The 15,421-nt window shown below is 57.1% G+C and carries 18 protein-coding genes and 1 pseudogene; 11 read left to right on the top strand and 8 right to left on the bottom strand.

Annotation, left to right across the window (positions count from 1 at the left end; genetic code table 11):
• Together ACIQ2T_RS06675 and ACIQ2T_RS06680 are read left to right on the top strand one after the other, a co-directional pair.
• On the top strand, positions 1-416 hold a 416-nt coding region (locus tag ACIQ2T_RS06675; protein ID WP_397590146.1), incomplete at its 5' end, for a dienelactone hydrolase family protein.
• 8 nt (positions 417-424) lie between these two features.
• A pseudogene (locus ACIQ2T_RS06680) lies at positions 425-964 on the top strand (methylated-DNA--[protein]-cysteine S-methyltransferase); the annotation flags it as partial.
• Positions 965-993: 29 nt separating this feature from the next.
• On the opposite strand, the gene truA reads toward ACIQ2T_RS06680, so the two are convergent.
• Both truA and fmt read right to left on the bottom strand, forming a co-directional pair.
• Positions 994-1,734: a tRNA pseudouridine(38-40) synthase TruA gene (truA, locus tag ACIQ2T_RS06685; RefSeq protein WP_306062955.1), complete on the bottom strand. Its 741-nt coding sequence runs from the start codon at positions 1,732-1,734 to the stop codon at positions 994-996.
• Positions 1,731-2,636 (bottom strand): methionyl-tRNA formyltransferase, encoded by a 906-nt coding sequence (gene fmt, locus ACIQ2T_RS06690; RefSeq protein WP_306062976.1) that lies wholly within the window; start codon positions 2,634-2,636, stop codon positions 1,731-1,733. Before fmt ends, truA begins: the two co-directional genes overlap by 4 nt.
• A 42-nt stretch (positions 2,637-2,678) precedes the next feature.
• Between fmt and recR the strand changes: the two genes are divergently transcribed.
• The gene (recR, locus tag ACIQ2T_RS06695) at positions 2,679-3,275 is read left to right on the top strand and encodes a recombination mediator RecR (protein WP_315477906.1); all 597 of its coding nucleotides are present in this window, start codon (positions 2,679-2,681) and stop codon (positions 3,273-3,275) included.
• Positions 3,276-3,306: 31 nt separating this feature from the next.
• Positions 3,307-3,864, top strand: coding sequence for a peptide deformylase (def, locus tag ACIQ2T_RS06700; protein WP_397590159.1), 558 nt, complete (start codon positions 3,307-3,309; stop codon positions 3,862-3,864).
• Positions 3,865-3,913: 49 nt separating this feature from the next.
• On the opposite strand, the gene ACIQ2T_RS06705 is transcribed toward def, so the two are convergent.
• Positions 3,914-5,080 carry a penicillin-binding protein activator gene (locus ACIQ2T_RS06705; RefSeq protein ID WP_397590147.1) on the bottom strand — a complete coding sequence of 389 codons (1,167 nt, stop codon included), beginning with the start codon at positions 5,078-5,080 and terminating at the stop codon, positions 3,914-3,916.
• 33 nt (positions 5,081-5,113) lie between these two features.
• On the opposite strand from ACIQ2T_RS06705, the gene rsmI reads away from it, so the two are divergent.
• The 4 genes from rsmI to ACIQ2T_RS06725 are packed head-to-tail and all read left to right on the top strand — an operon-like array spanning position 5,114 to position 7,897.
• Positions 5,114-5,944 (top strand): 16S rRNA (cytidine(1402)-2'-O)-methyltransferase, encoded by an 831-nt coding sequence (gene rsmI / locus ACIQ2T_RS06710; RefSeq protein WP_397590148.1) that lies wholly within the window; start codon positions 5,114-5,116, stop codon positions 5,942-5,944.
• Complete coding sequence (locus tag ACIQ2T_RS06715; protein WP_300033618.1) at positions 5,941-6,291, top strand: YraN family protein; 351 nt, start codon at positions 5,941-5,943, stop codon at positions 6,289-6,291. Before rsmI ends, ACIQ2T_RS06715 begins: the two co-directional genes overlap by 4 nt.
• Before the next feature lie 11 nt (positions 6,292-6,302).
• Positions 6,303-7,259, top strand: coding sequence for a glutathione synthase (gene gshB / locus ACIQ2T_RS06720; RefSeq protein ID WP_397590149.1), 957 nt, complete (start codon positions 6,303-6,305; stop codon positions 7,257-7,259).
• Between the two features lie 5 nt (positions 7,260-7,264).
• On the top strand, positions 7,265-7,897 hold the full coding sequence (locus tag ACIQ2T_RS06725; protein WP_397590150.1) for a DedA family protein: 633 nt from the start codon (positions 7,265-7,267) through the stop codon (positions 7,895-7,897).
• Here ACIQ2T_RS06725 and ACIQ2T_RS06730 read toward each other — a convergent pair.
• The 4 genes from ACIQ2T_RS06730 to rph all read right to left on the bottom strand — a co-directional run bounded on the left by ACIQ2T_RS06730 (position 7,854) and on the right by rph (position 11,370).
• Entirely contained in the window at positions 7,854-8,741 is an 888-nt protein-coding gene (locus tag ACIQ2T_RS06730) for a tyrosine recombinase XerC (protein WP_397590151.1), read from the bottom strand. The genes ACIQ2T_RS06725 and ACIQ2T_RS06730 overlap by 44 nt on opposite strands.
• 13 nt (positions 8,742-8,754) lie before the next feature.
• A complete protein-coding gene (gene hemW / locus ACIQ2T_RS06735; RefSeq protein ID WP_397590152.1) occupies positions 8,755-9,918 on the bottom strand; it encodes a radical SAM family heme chaperone HemW in 1,164 nt (387 codons plus the stop codon).
• 30 nt (positions 9,919-9,948) lie between these two features.
• Positions 9,949-10,578 carry an RdgB/HAM1 family non-canonical purine NTP pyrophosphatase gene (rdgB, locus tag ACIQ2T_RS06740; protein WP_397590153.1) on the bottom strand — a complete coding sequence of 210 codons (630 nt, stop codon included), beginning with the start codon at positions 10,576-10,578 and terminating at the stop codon, positions 9,949-9,951.
• 78 nt (positions 10,579-10,656) lie between these two features.
• A complete protein-coding gene (gene rph / locus ACIQ2T_RS06745) occupies positions 10,657-11,370 on the bottom strand; it encodes a ribonuclease PH (protein ID WP_397590154.1) in 714 nt (237 codons plus the stop codon).
• An 82-nt stretch (positions 11,371-11,452) separates the two neighbouring features.
• Here rph and hrcA point away from each other — a divergent pair, with 82 nt between their 5' ends.
• The 3 genes from hrcA to ACIQ2T_RS06760 all read left to right on the top strand — a co-directional run bounded on the left by hrcA (position 11,453) and on the right by ACIQ2T_RS06760 (position 14,630).
• Complete coding sequence (gene hrcA / locus ACIQ2T_RS06750) at positions 11,453-12,496, top strand: heat-inducible transcriptional repressor HrcA (protein WP_397590155.1); 1,044 nt, start codon at positions 11,453-11,455, stop codon at positions 12,494-12,496.
• Positions 12,497-12,585: 89 nt separating this feature from the next.
• Complete coding sequence (gene grpE, locus ACIQ2T_RS06755) at positions 12,586-13,161, top strand: nucleotide exchange factor GrpE (protein ID WP_397590156.1); 576 nt, start codon at positions 12,586-12,588, stop codon at positions 13,159-13,161.
• 71 nt (positions 13,162-13,232) lie between these two features.
• The gene (locus ACIQ2T_RS06760) at positions 13,233-14,630 is read left to right on the top strand and encodes an MATE family efflux transporter (protein ID WP_397590157.1); all 1,398 of its coding nucleotides are present in this window, start codon (positions 13,233-13,235) and stop codon (positions 14,628-14,630) included.
• A 42-nt stretch (positions 14,631-14,672) separates the two neighbouring features.
• Here the strand turns inward: ACIQ2T_RS06760 and ACIQ2T_RS06765 are convergent, their stop codons facing one another.
• Positions 14,673-15,146 (bottom strand): copper chaperone PCu(A)C, encoded by a 474-nt coding sequence (locus ACIQ2T_RS06765; protein ID WP_397590158.1) that lies wholly within the window; start codon positions 15,144-15,146, stop codon positions 14,673-14,675.
• Positions 15,147-15,421: the final 275 nt, after the last annotated feature.

Genomic DNA, 15,421 nt, shown 5'->3' on the forward strand with positions numbered 1-15,421 from the left:
ATCTTCACCCGTTTACGCAATCGCTCGATGATGCACAAACATGTGTGGATGCGTTGAAGGATAAAGGGCCGGTGTTTATCACTGGCTATTGCTATGGCGGTTCGGTTGCTTGGGCATTGGCTGGCATCAGCGATGATCTCACTGCCGCAAGCTGTTACTATGGAAGCTTAGTTCCCACAGTATATGCCGATCAGGTCCCCAAATGCGCCACTATCGCGCATTTCGGCCGGTATGACGCGGGTATTCCTATGGAAGGCGTTGAGGCACTGATCGAAAAGGCGCACCCAACCGCGCAAATATTCGTCTATGACGCCAATCACGGGTTTAATTCGGACCGGCGCAAGGATTATCACGAACCAAGCGCCGATTTGGCCCGGGAACGCGCGCTTGCGCTTTTTCACGCCTGTGGCGGATAGCGGGAAGCATGACACCAAGCGCATGGATTAACGGCGGGGCTGGTGTGACTATAGATTGGGCTGTGGTCGAAAGCGCGCTTGGCCCCATGCTGCTTGCGGCGACCGATAAGGGCATTTGCCGCCTGTCGTTTGACGAAAATGAAAGCACGCTAAAGCGCCGTTTTCCGAACGCGACCCTGCTCAGTAAAGGCGGTTCGCTTTCGTCCTTGACCGACGGAGCCGTCTTCGCCGTTCAAAACCCAAGGCAGATGCCCAAGCTGCCCCTTGATGTCGGCGGCACTGTTTTCCAAATGGCGGTATGGCAGGCGTTGCTTGAAATACCTGCTGGCGAAACCCGCAATTATGCCGAAATTGCTGCGGCGGTTGGAAAGCCCGATGCAGTGCGCGCGGCGGGTTCGGCCAATGGTGCCAACCCTGTATCGGTGCTTATTCCCTGCCACCGGGTCATCCGGTCAGATGGCGGCCTTGGCGGCTATGCGTATGGGCTGGAACGCAAGCGCCGTCTGTTGGCGTGGGAAAGCGGGCAGGGCGGTCTGCTTTCAACTTAAGCAAATAGGTATCGCGAAATGTGATCTGCTTAAGGGTAGGTCGCGCGCACGAAATAAAGGCCTTCGGGAGGCGCATTTTCCGCCAATGCAGATCGGTCGGCGGCATCTAGTGCCGCTTTTAAGTCGGCTGCGTTCCAACGACCCAATCCAACAGCGACCAGGCACCCGACCATGGACCGAACTTGATGATGCAGGAAGGACAAGGCCGCTGCTTCGATAATCACATGCTGCCCCTCACGCCGCACGTTCAGGCGATCGAGCGTTTTGACCGGGCTGGCGGCCTGACACGCGGTGGAGCGAAAGGTGGTGAAATCATGCAGGCCGACAAGTATTTGTGCGGCGTCATTCATCGCATCGGCATCCAGTTCCGATCCGACCCTCCAGACACGGCCCCTTTCAAGCGTTAATGATGCGCGCCGATTAAGGATACGATATGCATAAGCCCGGCCAATGCAGCTATAGCGTGCATGCCAGTCATCGGCGACTTCTTCGCACGCCAAAATCGCTATCGGGTGCGGCCGCAAATGGGCGTTGATAGCTTCCATCAAGCGAAAGGCTGAAAGGCCCTTCTCCACATCAACATGTGCGCGCATGCCAAGCGCATGGACGCCGGCATCGGTTCGGCCAGCGCTGTACACGAGGGTCTTTTCGCCCGTTGTCTTAAATATGGCCTCTTCGATGGTGCCTTGGACGGATGGGCCATGGTCCTGCCATTGCCAGCCCATATATGGGCCGCCGTCAAATTCGATGGTGAGCGCAAAACGAGTCATGACAGGCGTGTGCCAGCCGCAATCGCCTTGCCGCGCAGCAGGTCGGCGGTTGGCATTGCAGGTTTACCTGCGCGTTGGATCATGCTGGGGCGAATGGCGTTGGCTTTGCAAGCGATTGTCAGCGCGTCATCGATAACTACGCCCGCTGTGCCATTGGCTGCAACGATTTCGGCGGACAGCACGCGGTAACGTTCCCCTTCAAACGCGAACCAAGCGCCCGGCGCGGGATTAAAGGCGCGGATTTGCCGTTCGACCGCCTCGGCGGGTAGGTTGAAATCCAGCTTTGTTTCAGCCTTGTCGATCTTGGCGGCATAAGTGATACCCGCTTCAGGCTGACTCACGCATGGAAATGCATCGAGATCCGCCAATACCCGAACCATCAACTTCGCGCCAAGCTCCGCCAGTTCCATAGTGAGCATGCCAGTTGTCTTCTGCGCGATTTCTACTTCGGTTGTCGCGCGGACGGGGCCGGTATCAAGTCCAGCCTCCATCTGCATAACCATGACACCAGTCATGGCATCCCCAGCCAATATGGCACGCTGCACCGGCGCGGCACCCCGCCAGCGCGGTAGCAGCGAGCCATGGGCATTGAGGCAGCCATGTTTTGGGGCTTCGAGGACTGCTGGGGGCAGTATGAGGCCATAAGCAGCAACGATCGCTACATCGAGGTCCAGCGCCGCAAATTCCGCCTGTGCGTCCTCCTGACGCAGCGACAGAGGCGATCGTACAACGAGGCCAAGTCCCTCTGCACGTTGCTGAACGGCCGACGGCGTAAGCTTCTTGCCGCGATTGGCGGGACGTGGCGGCTGCGTGTATACCGCGACCACATCATGCCCGGCCGCCACCAATGCATCGAGCGTCGGCACGGCAAATTCCGGAGTTCCCATGAAGGCAAGACGCATCGTCACTTTTCCTTTGTTCAAAAGCCCCCTAAGACCCGGCGCATGGCATCGCAAGAAATAGACGCACTCGCACAGGCATTGTCGAAACTGCCGGGGCTCGGCCCGCGTTCCGCGCGGCGTGTTGTGCTGCACCTTATGAAGAAGCGCGAGAGCGTGTTGCAGCCACTTTTGCGCGCGTTGGAGCATGTCGAACAAAGGCTGGTGGTGTGCAGCACCTGCGGCAATATCGACACCGGCAACCCCTGCGGCATTTGTGTGGACCCAAGGCGCGACATCCGTTCGATCTGTGTTGTGGAGGATGTATCCGACCTGTGGGCGCTTGACCGATCGCGTCTTTTCCCCGGGAAATACCATGTCCTTGGCGGCCGTTTGTCCGCGCTTGATGGCGTTCGGCCAGAAGATCTGAACATCGACGGTTTGGTCAGCCGGATCGCCGTGGGCGGCATTGACGAGGTCGTGCTTGCCATGAATGCTACGCTTGAGGGGCAGACCACGGCGCATTATCTGGCCGAGCGGCTTGAACAATTCCCTATTCGCTTAACGCAATTGGCGCATGGTGTGCCTGTGGGCGGGGAGCTTGACTATCTCGATGATGGAACCTTGGCGCAGGCATTACGCGCCAGGCGTCCTGTCGGTTGATTTATCCAAAGACCGTCCCTATTTGCGACCCATGGCTATCTTACCTATTCTTGAAGTGCCCGATGCGCGCCTGAAAACCATCTCAAAACCTGTTGAGAGCTTTGGCGACGACCTGAAGACCTTGGTCAATGACATGATCGAAACAATGTATGCCGCGCCCGGCATTGGCCTGGCGGCCATTCAAGTGGGTGTGCCAAAGCGTCTGTTGGTTATCGACTTGCAAGAAGATGAAACGGAGGGTGAAGAACCCGTCTGCAACCCGCGCGTCTTTGTGAACCCCGAAATCTTGGACCCATCAGACACGTACAACCTTTACAATGAAGGCTGTTTGTCAGTGCCGGACCAATATGCTGATGTTGAGCGGCCTGCGCAAATCCGCGCCCGCTGGCAGGATGTTGAAGGCAATGTGCATGAAGAAATCATGACTGGGCTCATGGCGACATGTTTGCAGCATGAGATGGATCATTTGGAAGGCATATTGTTCATCGACCATCTGTCGCGCCTAAAGCGCCAGATGGTGTTGAAGAAAATTGAAAAGGCCCGCAAAATGGGTGGCGGCCATGTCCATAACGAGCATTGCAACCACTGATAGCGTCGGTCGGAGCTCCGCCGCTGGTCGAGTTTCCTAAACCTTTTGCTTATTTCGCAAATTGGGTAGGTGCCGGGCTGATGGTAACAAATTTACCAGCCTCAATTTCCTGCACCTCAAGCATACGGTCGGTAAGGCCGTTGGCGTTAAAGCGGAACGCCCCGTCAACGCCAATGAAGCCTTGCGGGTCAGTCAGCTGCCCGACCGGAAACCGCGTTCCTGGGCGCCAGTCGCGGGCAACGCGTGCGACCAGCAACACGGAGTCATAGCCAAGGCTGGAGAGGCGCAAAGGCGCCTTGCCAAAGCGGGCGCGATATTTGGCCGCATATTGTGTGAACAAAGTGTCCGATACGCTCGCGAACCACGCGCCATACATGGACGCATTGCTCGCAAGGGTGCCGTCGATATTCCACAAATCGGTACCGAGAATTTTTGCCGTGCGCAGCCCATTGCGACGCAACGCTGGGACGGTTGCAACCGCTGCGCGGCCGCTGTCGGCAATCAGGATAGCATCAATACCGCCCAATTGGACCAGACGGCGGGCGGCGGCATCAGCCGAAGCCGCAGTGCCGTTTGATTCCTGAATAGCTACCAAAGTGCCGCCCGCAGCCCGCACCGCCACAGTCATATTCGACTGCGCGCGCTGCCCGTAGATATTAGAAGACACTATGCCAGCAAAGCGATTATAGCCTTGCGATTGGGCGTAACGCACGACGCGTTCAATCGATTGGTTCGGCAAATGGCCAAGCAAAAACACATTTTGTCCGGCAACGCCAATGTCGTTGGAGAAGCTGATGATGGGCACGCCCGCTGGCTTTGCCTGCGCCGCAACTTCGACGACATCATCGCCGCGCAGTGGTCCCAAAATAAGTTTGTTGCCATCTGCGATAGCCCGCTTCGTTGCCGCTGCAACGCCAGTGCCAGTGTCATAGGTGATCATGCGGATGTTGGTTACTTTGGTATCGGTGAGGGCCAGAGCGGTTGCATTGGCAATCGCCTGCCCGACATCTGCGTCGGGACCAGTTACCGGCAACAGCAAGGCAACGCGGTGCATGCCATCCATGGGATCGGCGGTCACAACAGGCGGAGGCCCTTTGCCGTTCGGTATCGTGCTACACGCCGCCAGCAAAGTTACCGATGCCAAGATCAGTAGCTTTTTGAATTGGCCTGCTAAAGCTTGCGGCCGTGCGCTCGTTGCGGCAATGGTTGCGCTCATTTTGTGTTCCTTGGGAAGAAGCTTCTAATTCCGATGACTTTCGAATCAGGCTTATATGTCGTTGCGACCCCTATCGGCAACCTTGCAGATATGTCACAACGGGCAATCGACCTTTTGAAAGCTGCAGAAATCGTAGCGGTTGAGGACAGCCGCGTAACCGGCAAATTGCTGCATCATTTGGGCATAAAAAAGAAGATGCGCCGGTACAACGACCATAGCGGGGAAGTCGAACGGGAATCCCTGGTCGCTGCCGCGCGCGGGGCTGTGGTTGCTTTGGTATCGGATGCCGGAACGCCGCTCATCTCCGACCCTGGATATAAGCTTGTACGGTCCGCACGTGAAGCTGGCGTGCCTGTGTTCACCATTCCCGGCGCAAGTGCTGTGACAGCGGCTTTGTCCATCTGTGGGCTTCCCACGGACCGTTTTTTGTTTGCCGGGTTTCTGCCGAACAAAGCGAAAGCGCGGGTTGAGACCTTGATGGAGTTGGGGCAGGTCAAGGCGACGTTGGTCTTTTATGAGGCTGGCCCCAGACTCGCCGCAAGCTTGGCTGCGATTGCCGAAACCTATGGCGACCGCGAAGTGGCCGTGGCGCGGGAGCTGACCAAGAAATTTGAAGAGGTCGTTACAGGAACGGCGGCTGAGCTGGCCGCACGCTATGCAGAACATGAACCGAAGGGCGAGATCGTCTTGGTCGTGGGCCCGCCTGCTGATAATGTGGTGACTGAAACAGGTGATGTGGATGCCGCCCTGAAAGAAGCTTTGGCAACTATGTCGGCGGCCAAGGCAGCTGGCGCGATTGCCAAACGCTTTGGTCTTGAACGCAATGCGGTCTATGCGCGCGCTACGGAATTGAAGGCCACATGAACCGTCTTGCCGCCGAAAAACGTGGCCGACGCGGCGAAGCGATCGCGGCGTGGTTCTTGCGTTTGAAAGGTTGGCGGATCGTTGGCGCACGCGTGAAGACCCCGCGTGGCGAAGTTGACCTGATCGCGCGGCGCGGCAAAAGCATTGCCTTTGTTGAGGTGAAGGCACGCACGAAAGCAGTTGACCTTGCCACCGCAATTGATGCCACACGGTTACGCCGCGTGGCGGCGGCGGCAGAAATTCTGCTCCCGAAATATGGCAAAGAGTGTGAAAATATGCAGATAGACGTTATTATGGTTGCACCATGGCGCTGGCCCAACCATTTGCCAAATGTTTGGCACGGATAGGAACTGGCAAAATGGCAATCAAAATGGCGGTCCAAATGGACCCTATGGACGGCATCAACATCAACGGCGACTCCAGCTTTGCGCTGATGCTCGCAGGCCAAGCGCGTGGTTATGACATCTGGCATTATGATGTTGGCTCATTGACCTTGGATGCGCATGACCGGCTGACGGCTTGGGCACACCCCGTGCACGACCTGCAACGGGTAGAGGGCGCGCATTACCGTTTTGGCACGCCAAAGAAGATCGACTTGGGCACGGATATTGATGTCGTGTTGATGCGGCAGGACCCGCCCTTCCATGTTGGCTATATTACCGCAACGCATTTGCTTGAGCGGATTGAGCATGAAACTCTGGTGGTCAACAATCCGGCGAGCGTCCGCAACGCGCCGGAAAAGGTTATGGTGCTGGATTATCGCCAGTTTATGCCACCAACGATCATAATGCGTTCCGCTGACGAAGTGCGCGACTTTCAAAAAATCCACGGCGCAGTGGTGGTAAAACCGCTGCACGGCAATGGCGGCAAAGCTATTTTCCGTATCGATGCCGACGGCAGCAACCTTGGCGCTCTGTTCGAAGTGTTCAACAACACCTGGCCTGAACCGCATATGGTGCAGCCTTTCCTTCCCGATGTGGCGAAGGGCGACAAACGCATCGTGATGATTGACGGTGCAGTGACTGGCGCGATCAACCGCCGGCCGGGCGAGGGCGAATTCCGGTCGAACCTAGCCGTAGGGGGCAGCGCTGAGGCGACGGCTCTCACGCCCCGGGAGCTGGAAATTTGTGCGGCAATGGGTCCGCGCTTGAAGGAACTTGGCCTGATATTCGTGGGCATTGACGTTATCGGCGGGCAGTGGCTTACCGAAATCAATGTCACATCGCCGACAGGCATTGTTGCGATCGACGGGTTCAACGGCACCGACACACCGTCCTTGATTTTGGACGCCATCGAAGCCCGAATTAAAGCATAAAATTCATGGAAGACTGGATCATCCATCTGGTCGAATGGGGCCATTATTGGGGCGTGGGCTTGCTCATGCTTCTGGAAACAGTGTTCCCGCCCATACCGTCCGAAGTCATCATGACCGTTGCAGGGGTATCTGCCGCGCGGGGCAATATGAATCTTGGCGGTACCATCGCGGCGGGCACGGCGGGTGCGATGCTGGGCAACTGGATGTGGTATTGGCTGGCCATCAAATTCGGTGAAGCCCGCATGCGGGGCTTTATTGATCGCTATAGCCGCTGGTTGACGCTGGATTGGGCGGAGATCGAACGCGGGCAGGCGCTGTTTCGTAAGCATGGATCGATTATCGTGCTGATTGCGCGCATGTTGCCGACATTGCGCTCGTTGATTTCCATTCCCGCCGGCCTGTTTGGTATGTCGCTTGCCCGGTTCCTTATATTTTCGACGATCGGAACTGCTGGTTGGACCGCGGCGCTGGCTGGCGGAGGATATTTTCTGGGATCGCAGTTCAAAGATATCGAAAAATGGCTTGGGCTATTATCGACCGTCGTGATCGTCGGCATCGCCCTGACATATGTTTGGCGGCTATTGCGGTGGAAGGCTACGCCCGCGGATGCGCGTTCTGATACACATCCAGAAGCATAGCGGTATCGACAGCGGTATAGACCTGAGTCGACGACAGGCTGGCATGGCCCAATAATTCCTGAAGACTGCGCAAGTCGGTCCCACCTGCCAATAAATGTGTGGCAAAGCTGTGGCGCAGGGCATGCGGGGTGGTGCGATCCGATAATCCCAATCGCGTCCGCGCCCCCTGAACCGCGCGGCGCACGAGTGCAGGCGATAATGGACCACCGCGCGCGCCACGAAACAGTGGCTGGTCGGCGCTTGCGGCATAAGGGCACAAAGCGAGATATTCCTCAATGGCGGTACGGACTTGCTCCAGCAGCGGCACGATTCGTGTCTTGTTGCGCTTACCCGTGACGCGCAATGTGTTGCTCAGCGGTAATATGTCGCCCATCAGGCCAGTTGCCTCGCTCACGCGCAAGCCGCTGCCATAGAGCAGCAAAAGCAACGCCCAATCACGCGCACCAATCCAGCCATCCTGTGCATTTTCGGCAACATCATCGGCCAAAGCCAGAACGTCGTCCGGATTGACGGGACGCGGCAGGCTTCGCTGTACGCGCGGGCCCTTCATCACGGGCAAAGTAACATCATCACCCAAGGCAAAGCGCAGGAAATGTCGCGTGGCGGAAAGTTCGCGCGCGGTAGAGCGGTTCGTGAGGCCATCCCCCCTGCGGTCGGCCAGAAATGCCCTCAGGTCGGCTGCGGAAATTTTGCGCAGCGTTTCACGCGTGACGTCCGTGCCCCAATGCAATTGCAGAAACCCCGTCAGCCGATCGGCCGTTGCGTGATAGGCCCGCACGCTATGCGTCGACAGCCGGCGGTTGTCGGTCAGATATGCAAGATATTCGGCAAGCAAGGACGGCATGTGGGGCACGCTATCAGGCGGCGGCTTCCGCCTCAACATTTACTATCTGCGGCAGGATGGCATCAAGCAACGGCATGCCCTGCGGCGTCACCGTTACGCGGTCGCCATCGCGTCGGATAAGGCCAAGCTGCGCGATCTTGTCGACCGCGTGGGTGTCGAGCAAATTGTCAGAGGCAATCCCTGTCCGGTCGGACAATCGGCTAAGGCTAATCCCCTCGGCCAGCCGCAAACCCATCAGCAGGCTTTCGGTCGCGCGCGTTGCAGCATCGAGACGATCTTCGCTGCTGATGCCATGGGCATTACGTTCAACGGCCGACAAGAAATTCTCCGGCTTCTTATGGCGTTGTGAGGCAGCTTCAAGACGTCGTCCATGTGCGCCGGGACCAATGCCGATATAATCATCATAGCGCCAATAACTTAGATTATGCCGGCTTTCGCTGCCCGGCTTGGCATGGTTGCTGATCTCATAGGCCGGGATGCCTGCGGCGGATGTCATCTGTCCGGTTAATTCATACAGCGTCGCTGCATCATCATTATCGGCGGGGATGAAATGCCCGGTGCGCACGAGCGTTTCAAACCGTGTGCCTGGTTCGATTGTCAATTGATACAGCGACACATGGTCCGTGCCGAAGGACAAAGCGCGTTTAAGATCCGCCTCCCACTGGCTGGCAGTTTGCGCGGGCCGTGCGTAAATCAGGTCGATGTTGACGCGCCCGAAATGATGTTGTGCGACCGCCAATGCGTCAAGGCTCTCGGCAACCGAATGCGCGCGCCCCAGAAACGCCAACGCAGCATCATCCAGTGACTGAAGCCCAAGCGACACACGGTTCACGCCTGCTGCGGCGAGGTCCGCAAAGCGCGCGGCCTCGACCGACGATGGGTTTGCTTCCAAGGTAATTTCGATATCGTCGGCAAAGCCCCAATGCTGCGCCGCTGCATCAATAAGCGCAGCAACGGTCGATGGCGGCATCAGCGAAGGTGTCCCGCCACCAAAGAAGATGGATGTGAGCTTGCGACCCGGCGTCAGCGCCGCCTCATAGGCCATATCCGCCAGCAACGCGGCGCGCCATGCGTCATCGTCCACCGTGTCGCGCACATGGCTATTGAAGTCACAATAGGGACATTTGGAAACGCAAAACGGCCAGTGAATGTAGAGGGCGAGGGGGCTAGGTATCATATTTCCTACCCTATTTCGCAGGAAGGGCGATCAAGAAAATACTGTCGCAACCAACTGGCGGAACGCGTCTGCCCGGTGGCTCATTGCGTGCTTTTCTGCGGGGTCGAGTTCGGCAAAGGTCTCGCTTCGGCCTTCGGGCACAAAAACAGGGTCATAGCCAAACCCTAGCAACCCGCGCGGTGGCCATGTCAGGCTGCCATGGACGCGACCTTCGAATATCTCCGCATGGCCATCGGGCCATGCAAGCGCCAAAGTGCAGACGAAATAGGCGCTTCGGTCGGTGTCCGTGCCAAGCTCGGCCAGCTTGCCCTCCACTTTGCCCATCGCCATGTACCAGTCGCGCCCCGGTCCGCCTTCGAACTTCTGTGTTTCCGCCCAATCAGCGGTGTAGACCCCCGGCGCGCCGCCCAAGGCAGCGACGCATAGGCCGCTGTCATCGGCCAGCGCGGGCAGGCCCGACCCTTGCGCGGATGCATGGGCCTTCAGCAACGCGTTTTCGGCAAAACTCGTGCCGGTCTCTTCGGGTTCAGGCAAGCCCAACTCGCCAGCGGAAATGGGTTCGATGCCAAATGGCGCAAGCAGCGCCCGTATTTCCCGAACCTTGCCTGCGTTATGGCTGGCGATCACCAGTTTTCCGGGCTGGAGTTTGCGGTGGGTCATATGAAATATTGCCTTAAGTCATATTGTCATCCCCGCTTTCGCGGGAATGACATAGAATTTTAGGGTATTAAGCCTTGCCTACTTAACCGCTTCGGCCTGCGCGGCGAAGATGCGGTCTGTCCCCATGCGCCCAAGACGTAGCAAGCGTAGAAGGCCCTCTTCGTCATAGGTCGCGCCTTCGGCAGTCGCTTGCACTTCGGCAATCTGGCCGCCTTCGATCAGAACGAAATTCGCATCGGCATCGGCATCGGAATCTTCGATATAGTCAAGGTCCAACACGGGCGTGCCTTTGAAGATACCGCAACTTACCGCCGCGACGCGGCCGGTGATGGGGTCTTCTTTGATTGCGCCCGACGCCAGCAAACCATTAACCGCAAGCCGCAACGCAACCCATGCGCCGGAAATAGCGGCGGTGCGTGTGCCGCCATCGGCCTGCAATACGTCGCAGTCGACGGTGATTTGATTTTCGCCCAGCTTCTTCATATCGACGACAGAGCGCAAAGAACGGCCAATAAGACGTTGAATTTCCTGAGTCCGCCCCGATTGCTTGCCCTTCGCCGCTTCACGCTGGCTACGCGTGTGGGTGGCGCGGGGGAGCATCGAATATTCTGCTGTGACCCAACCTTCACCCTTGCCACGCAACCATGGCGGAATGCGATCTTCGACGCTGGCGGTTACCAGCACGCGGGTGTCACCAAAACCGATAAGGCAGCTTCCTTCGGCATGTTTGGTGAAATGGGTTTCGATCGAAATGGCGCGCATTTCGTCTGGCGCACGGCCTGATGGACGCATGATGTTCTCCTGATAATGGGTTGAAGGTTGCCATAGCCTGCCCCGCTTGCTTTGCAAGCATGCGGTGCGCTACTATAAGTGCGTGAGCCAAACACCCATCAATGAATTGAATGACCGCACGCGCACCGTCTTCCGGATGGTGGTCGAAAGCTATCTGGACAATGGCGCGCCGGTGGGCTCGCGCACCATTTCGAAATTTGCAGGGTTGAACTTATCGCCAGCCTCCATCCGGAACGTCATGCAGGATTTGGAAGAGGCAGGCTATCTCGCCTCGCCGCACACCAGCGCCGGTCGCGTGCCAACCGAAAGCGGGCTTCGCCTGTTTGTGGATGGCATGATGCAATCGGCCGAACCCTCCGCCGAAGAACAGCGTGTGATTGAATCGCAGATTAGCGGCGAGGGCCCCATTGAAGAGGCACTGGCCGCCGCGACGTTGGTTTTGTCAGGATTGTCCGCCTGCGCCGGTATTGTGCTTGTACCAAAGCGTGACGCGGTCCTGAAGGCATTCAGCTTTGCACGTCTGTCCCCATCACAAGTGCTCGCAATCATGGTCGGGTCCGACAACAGCGTCGAAAACCGGTTGGTGTCGATTGATCCTGCGATCAGCGAATCCATGTTGGTGGAGGCGGCGAATTATATTTCGGCGCGCCTGTCAGGGCTGACGTTATCGGAAGCCTTGGAACGTCTCGACAGTGAAATTCGCGCGGAGAAAGCGGAACTTGATGTTGCCAGCCAGAAACTGGTGCGGGATGGCCTTGCGATCTGGTCGCTCGACGCAAATGACCGGCCCGTGCTGATCGTGCGTGGGCAGTCGAACTTGATCGACGATGCAGCTGCTGCGGACCTCGACCGAGTGCGGCAATTGCTCGACGAATTGGAGAGCAAAGAGGAAATCGCAAGGCTCGTCGATAGCGCGCGGGATGCGCAATCGACGCGGATATTCATTGGTTCGGAAAATAATCTTTTCTCATTATCGGGATCATCGGTGATTGCCGCACCCTATCGTGAGGCTGGCGGCAAGGTCGTTGGCGTGGTTGGCGTCATTGGCCCGACACGCTTGAATTATGCGCGTATTGTGCCGATGGTAGACTTCACCGCGCAAGCACTCAGCCGCTTAATTAAGTAATGCGCGGGTTGATGAAATAGAATTGCTTTCTATATGCGCAAAGCAACAAACGACCGAAGTGTCGCAACGTAAATGGGTTAATCAGGTTTATGACAGACAAGAAATCAGCGACTGCGGATATTGCGGTAGAAAAAGAACTTGAAGGCGTACCAGAGCATATGAAGGACGAAACGCCAGAAGCGACCGACACTGCCGATGCAAAAATCGCGGCACTGGAAGAAGCGATTGCCGCTACGCAGCAGGATGTGTTGTACGCGCAAGCCGAAACGCAGAATGTCCGTCGCCGTATGGAAAAAGAGGCGCAGGATGCGCGCGCGTATGCCGCAACCGGTTTTGCCCGCGACGTGCTTTCGGTTTCCGACAATCTGTCGCGTGCGCTGGAGGCTATTCCTGCCGAAATGCGCGACAGCGAAGCTATGAAACCTCTCGTGATCGGGCTTGAGGCCACTGGCCGCGAACTGGACAGCGTATTTTCCAAAAATGGAATTACGCGCATCGCCGCCATGGGCATGCCGCTTGACCCGAACCAGCACCAGGCAATGGTTGAAATCCCAAGCGCCGACGCCGCACCTGGCACAATTATCGCCGAAATGCAGGCGGGTTACATGATCAAGGATCGTTTGCTGCGGCCTGCTTTGGTTGGGGTTGCAAAGGCAGTCGAATAAGCTGGCTGTCGCTGGCATGACAAAGTTGTGGGGTAGTCTCAGCGCTACCTCTCCGCTATCCATCTCCACGCATGACCACAGCAGCAGTCTCTACGGAAGGCCAATCCCCTTGGCGCGATGAACTTCGCGCGACGCTGTTGCTTGCATGGCCGATGATTCTGTCGAACCTGACGATGATGCTGATCGGGGTGACGGACGTCATCCTGTTGGGCTGGCTTGGGCCACGCGAATTGGCGGCGGGTGCGCTGGGGCATAATCTGGCGATTTTCTGTGCGATTTTCTGCATGGGCCTTGTGACCGCGACGGCGCCAATGATGGCTTCGGAAAAGGGCCGGATGGCGCATTCGGTGCGCGACATAAGGCGGACATTTCGGCAGGGGCTTTGGGTCTGCTGTTCGGTCATGGTCCCCATTTGGGCATTTTTGTGGAATACCGAAGCGATATTGGTTGCGACGGGGCAACAGCCAGATTTAGCCGCGAATGCCGCTATTTTTGTGCGGGCCTATATGTGGTCTATCCTCCCGTTTCTGGGCTTTTTGGTGCTGCGTAATTTCGTTGCCGCGCTGGAACAGCCGGTTTGGGCTACCGTCGTTGCGTGTGGCGCTGTGGTTTTGAACGCGGTGGTCAATTACGGCCTGATCCTTGGCCATTATGGTTTGCCGCAGCTCGGCCTGATGGGGGCAGGCATTGGCAGCACGATAACCAATGTTGTTCAATTCGCCGTTATGGCGCTTGTCGTCAGCTTTCATCCGAAATTCCGGCGCTATCATCTGTTTGGCCGCTTTTGGCGCGCAGATTGGCCGCGCTTTCGACAGATTTGGCGACTCGGCATGCCTATTGGCGTGACCATGGGTTTCGAAGGCGGCGTTTTTGCGGTTGCGATTTTGCTGATGGGGTTGATTAACGAAGCATCGGTTGCTGCCCATGCCGTTGCTATCCAGATTGCCTCGCTTACCTTCATGGTGCCGATGGGCCTTGGGCAAGCGGCAACGGTGCGGGTGGGGCTCGCCTTTGGCCGCAACGACGCGGACGGCATAACAAAAGCGGGTTGGACTGCGTTCGTCTTGGGCACTGGCTTTATGGGGGCCATGGCTCTGGGGATTTACAGCTTTCCAGAGGCGTTAATCGGCATTTTTGTGACGCCGATTGACGCCGAAACGACGCAGGTGTTCAACCTTGCCGTCAGCTTCCTCATGGTCGCGGCTATTTTCCAGATCGTCGACGGGGCACAGGTTGTAGGTGCTGGCATGTTGCGCGGTTTACACGACACCAAGGTGCCGATGTATTTTGCCGCCTTTGGTTATTGGGTGGTTGGCATTGGCGTTGGTGCGTGGCTTGCATTTCGCGGCGGTTGGGACGGTGTCGGTGTGTGGACTGGCCTTGCGACAGGGTTGGCGGTTGTGTCCGTCCTGATGCTCGCTCGTTGGTCGATGCGCGCGCGGCTGGGTCTGTTGCCGTTAGAAAATTAGAACGCCGTCATCCTGAAACAGGTTTAGGATGGCTCAGCTATATCAGCCGTCGATTGCTTTTTTCTCGTCTGGGTCGCTGCCATCTATTTCTTGCACGCGTGCTTTGACCAAAATGCGTTCATTGTTCGAAAATAGAAACTCGGTTTCAATTTCACCCAATTTGCGCGGAATGGTATTTACGCCCCACATCATCACATGCTTGCCACCTTTTTTGAAGGCAACTTTTTCTCCGGCGGGGATTAAGACGCGGTCCATGGGTGCCATGGATACGGCCCCTGTTTTTGCGTCCACCGTGACATCATGCATTTCCACACGAATGGCCGAGGGTGAGCTGACGCGCAGCAATTGTACATCTTCGGGGCCGCCATAAACGTTGAAATGCAACGCGGAGGGATTGTTGTCGACTGGCGATAGGGTCAGCACAGCCTCTTTCACTTTCAACTGTGGTGTTGGACCGCAGGAAGCCAGCAGCAAAGCCGCCGCAGCCGTAACTAAGGTGAATATCCGTCGGTTCATAACATACCCATCTTGTTGGCAGGATCGTACAGCGCCAGGACGCTCCGATAAAGTATTTCCACTTACTTTTTACCTATCTAGGCGTCCCAAAGTCTTGTGCCAAGAGAATTGGCACCTATATCGCCGCTACAACGTCACGATACGAGATACGTCGGTGCCTGATAGGGCTGGCGCGTAACGGGGCAGATTATAGTTCAATTTTAAAATTTCGGGGTAAAGTTTTTATGGCTAAAGTTATTGGTATCGACTTGGGCACGACAAACAGCTGCGTTGCG

Source organism: Sphingorhabdus sp. (assembly GCF_044357595.1).
Taxonomy (GTDB): Bacteria; Pseudomonadota; Alphaproteobacteria; order Sphingomonadales; family Sphingomonadaceae; genus Sphingorhabdus_B.

Excerpts from the sequence above, each read along its gene's own strand:
- ACIQ2T_RS06705 (WP_397590147.1), bottom strand. The coding sequence starts at position 5,080 with ATGAGCGCAACCATTGCCGCAACGAGCGCACGGCCGCAAGCTTTAGCA.
- fmt (WP_306062976.1), bottom strand. The coding sequence starts at position 2,636 with ATGCGTCTTGCCTTCATGGGAACTCCGGAATTTGCCGTGCCGACGCTC.
- ACIQ2T_RS06715 (WP_300033618.1), top strand. The coding sequence starts at position 5,941 with ATGAACCGTCTTGCCGCCGAAAAACGTGGCCGACGCGGCGAAGCGATC.
- gshB (WP_397590149.1), top strand. The coding sequence starts at position 6,303 with ATGGCAATCAAAATGGCGGTCCAAATGGACCCTATGGACGGCATCAAC.
- ACIQ2T_RS06765 (WP_397590158.1), bottom strand. The coding sequence starts at position 15,146 with ATGAACCGACGGATATTCACCTTAGTTACGGCTGCGGCGGCTTTGCTG.
- hemW (WP_397590152.1), bottom strand. The coding sequence starts at position 9,918 with ATGATACCTAGCCCCCTCGCCCTCTACATTCACTGGCCGTTTTGCGTT.
- truA (WP_306062955.1), bottom strand. The coding sequence starts at position 1,734 with ATGACTCGTTTTGCGCTCACCATCGAATTTGACGGCGGCCCATATATG.
- rph (WP_397590154.1), bottom strand. The coding sequence starts at position 11,370 with ATGCGTCCATCAGGCCGTGCGCCAGACGAAATGCGCGCCATTTCGATC.
- rsmI (WP_397590148.1), top strand. The coding sequence starts at position 5,114 with ATGACTTTCGAATCAGGCTTATATGTCGTTGCGACCCCTATCGGCAAC.
- def (WP_397590159.1), top strand. The coding sequence starts at position 3,307 with ATGGCTATCTTACCTATTCTTGAAGTGCCCGATGCGCGCCTGAAAACC.
- grpE (WP_397590156.1), top strand. The coding sequence starts at position 12,586 with ATGACAGACAAGAAATCAGCGACTGCGGATATTGCGGTAGAAAAAGAA.
- rdgB (WP_397590153.1), bottom strand. The coding sequence starts at position 10,578 with ATGACCCACCGCAAACTCCAGCCCGGAAAACTGGTGATCGCCAGCCAT.
- ACIQ2T_RS06730 (WP_397590151.1), bottom strand. The coding sequence starts at position 8,741 with ATGCCGTCCTTGCTTGCCGAATATCTTGCATATCTGACCGACAACCGC.
- ACIQ2T_RS06725 (WP_397590150.1), top strand. The coding sequence starts at position 7,265 with ATGGAAGACTGGATCATCCATCTGGTCGAATGGGGCCATTATTGGGGC.
- ACIQ2T_RS06760 (WP_397590157.1), top strand. The coding sequence starts at position 13,233 with ATGACCACAGCAGCAGTCTCTACGGAAGGCCAATCCCCTTGGCGCGAT.
- recR (WP_315477906.1), top strand. The coding sequence starts at position 2,679 with ATGGCATCGCAAGAAATAGACGCACTCGCACAGGCATTGTCGAAACTG.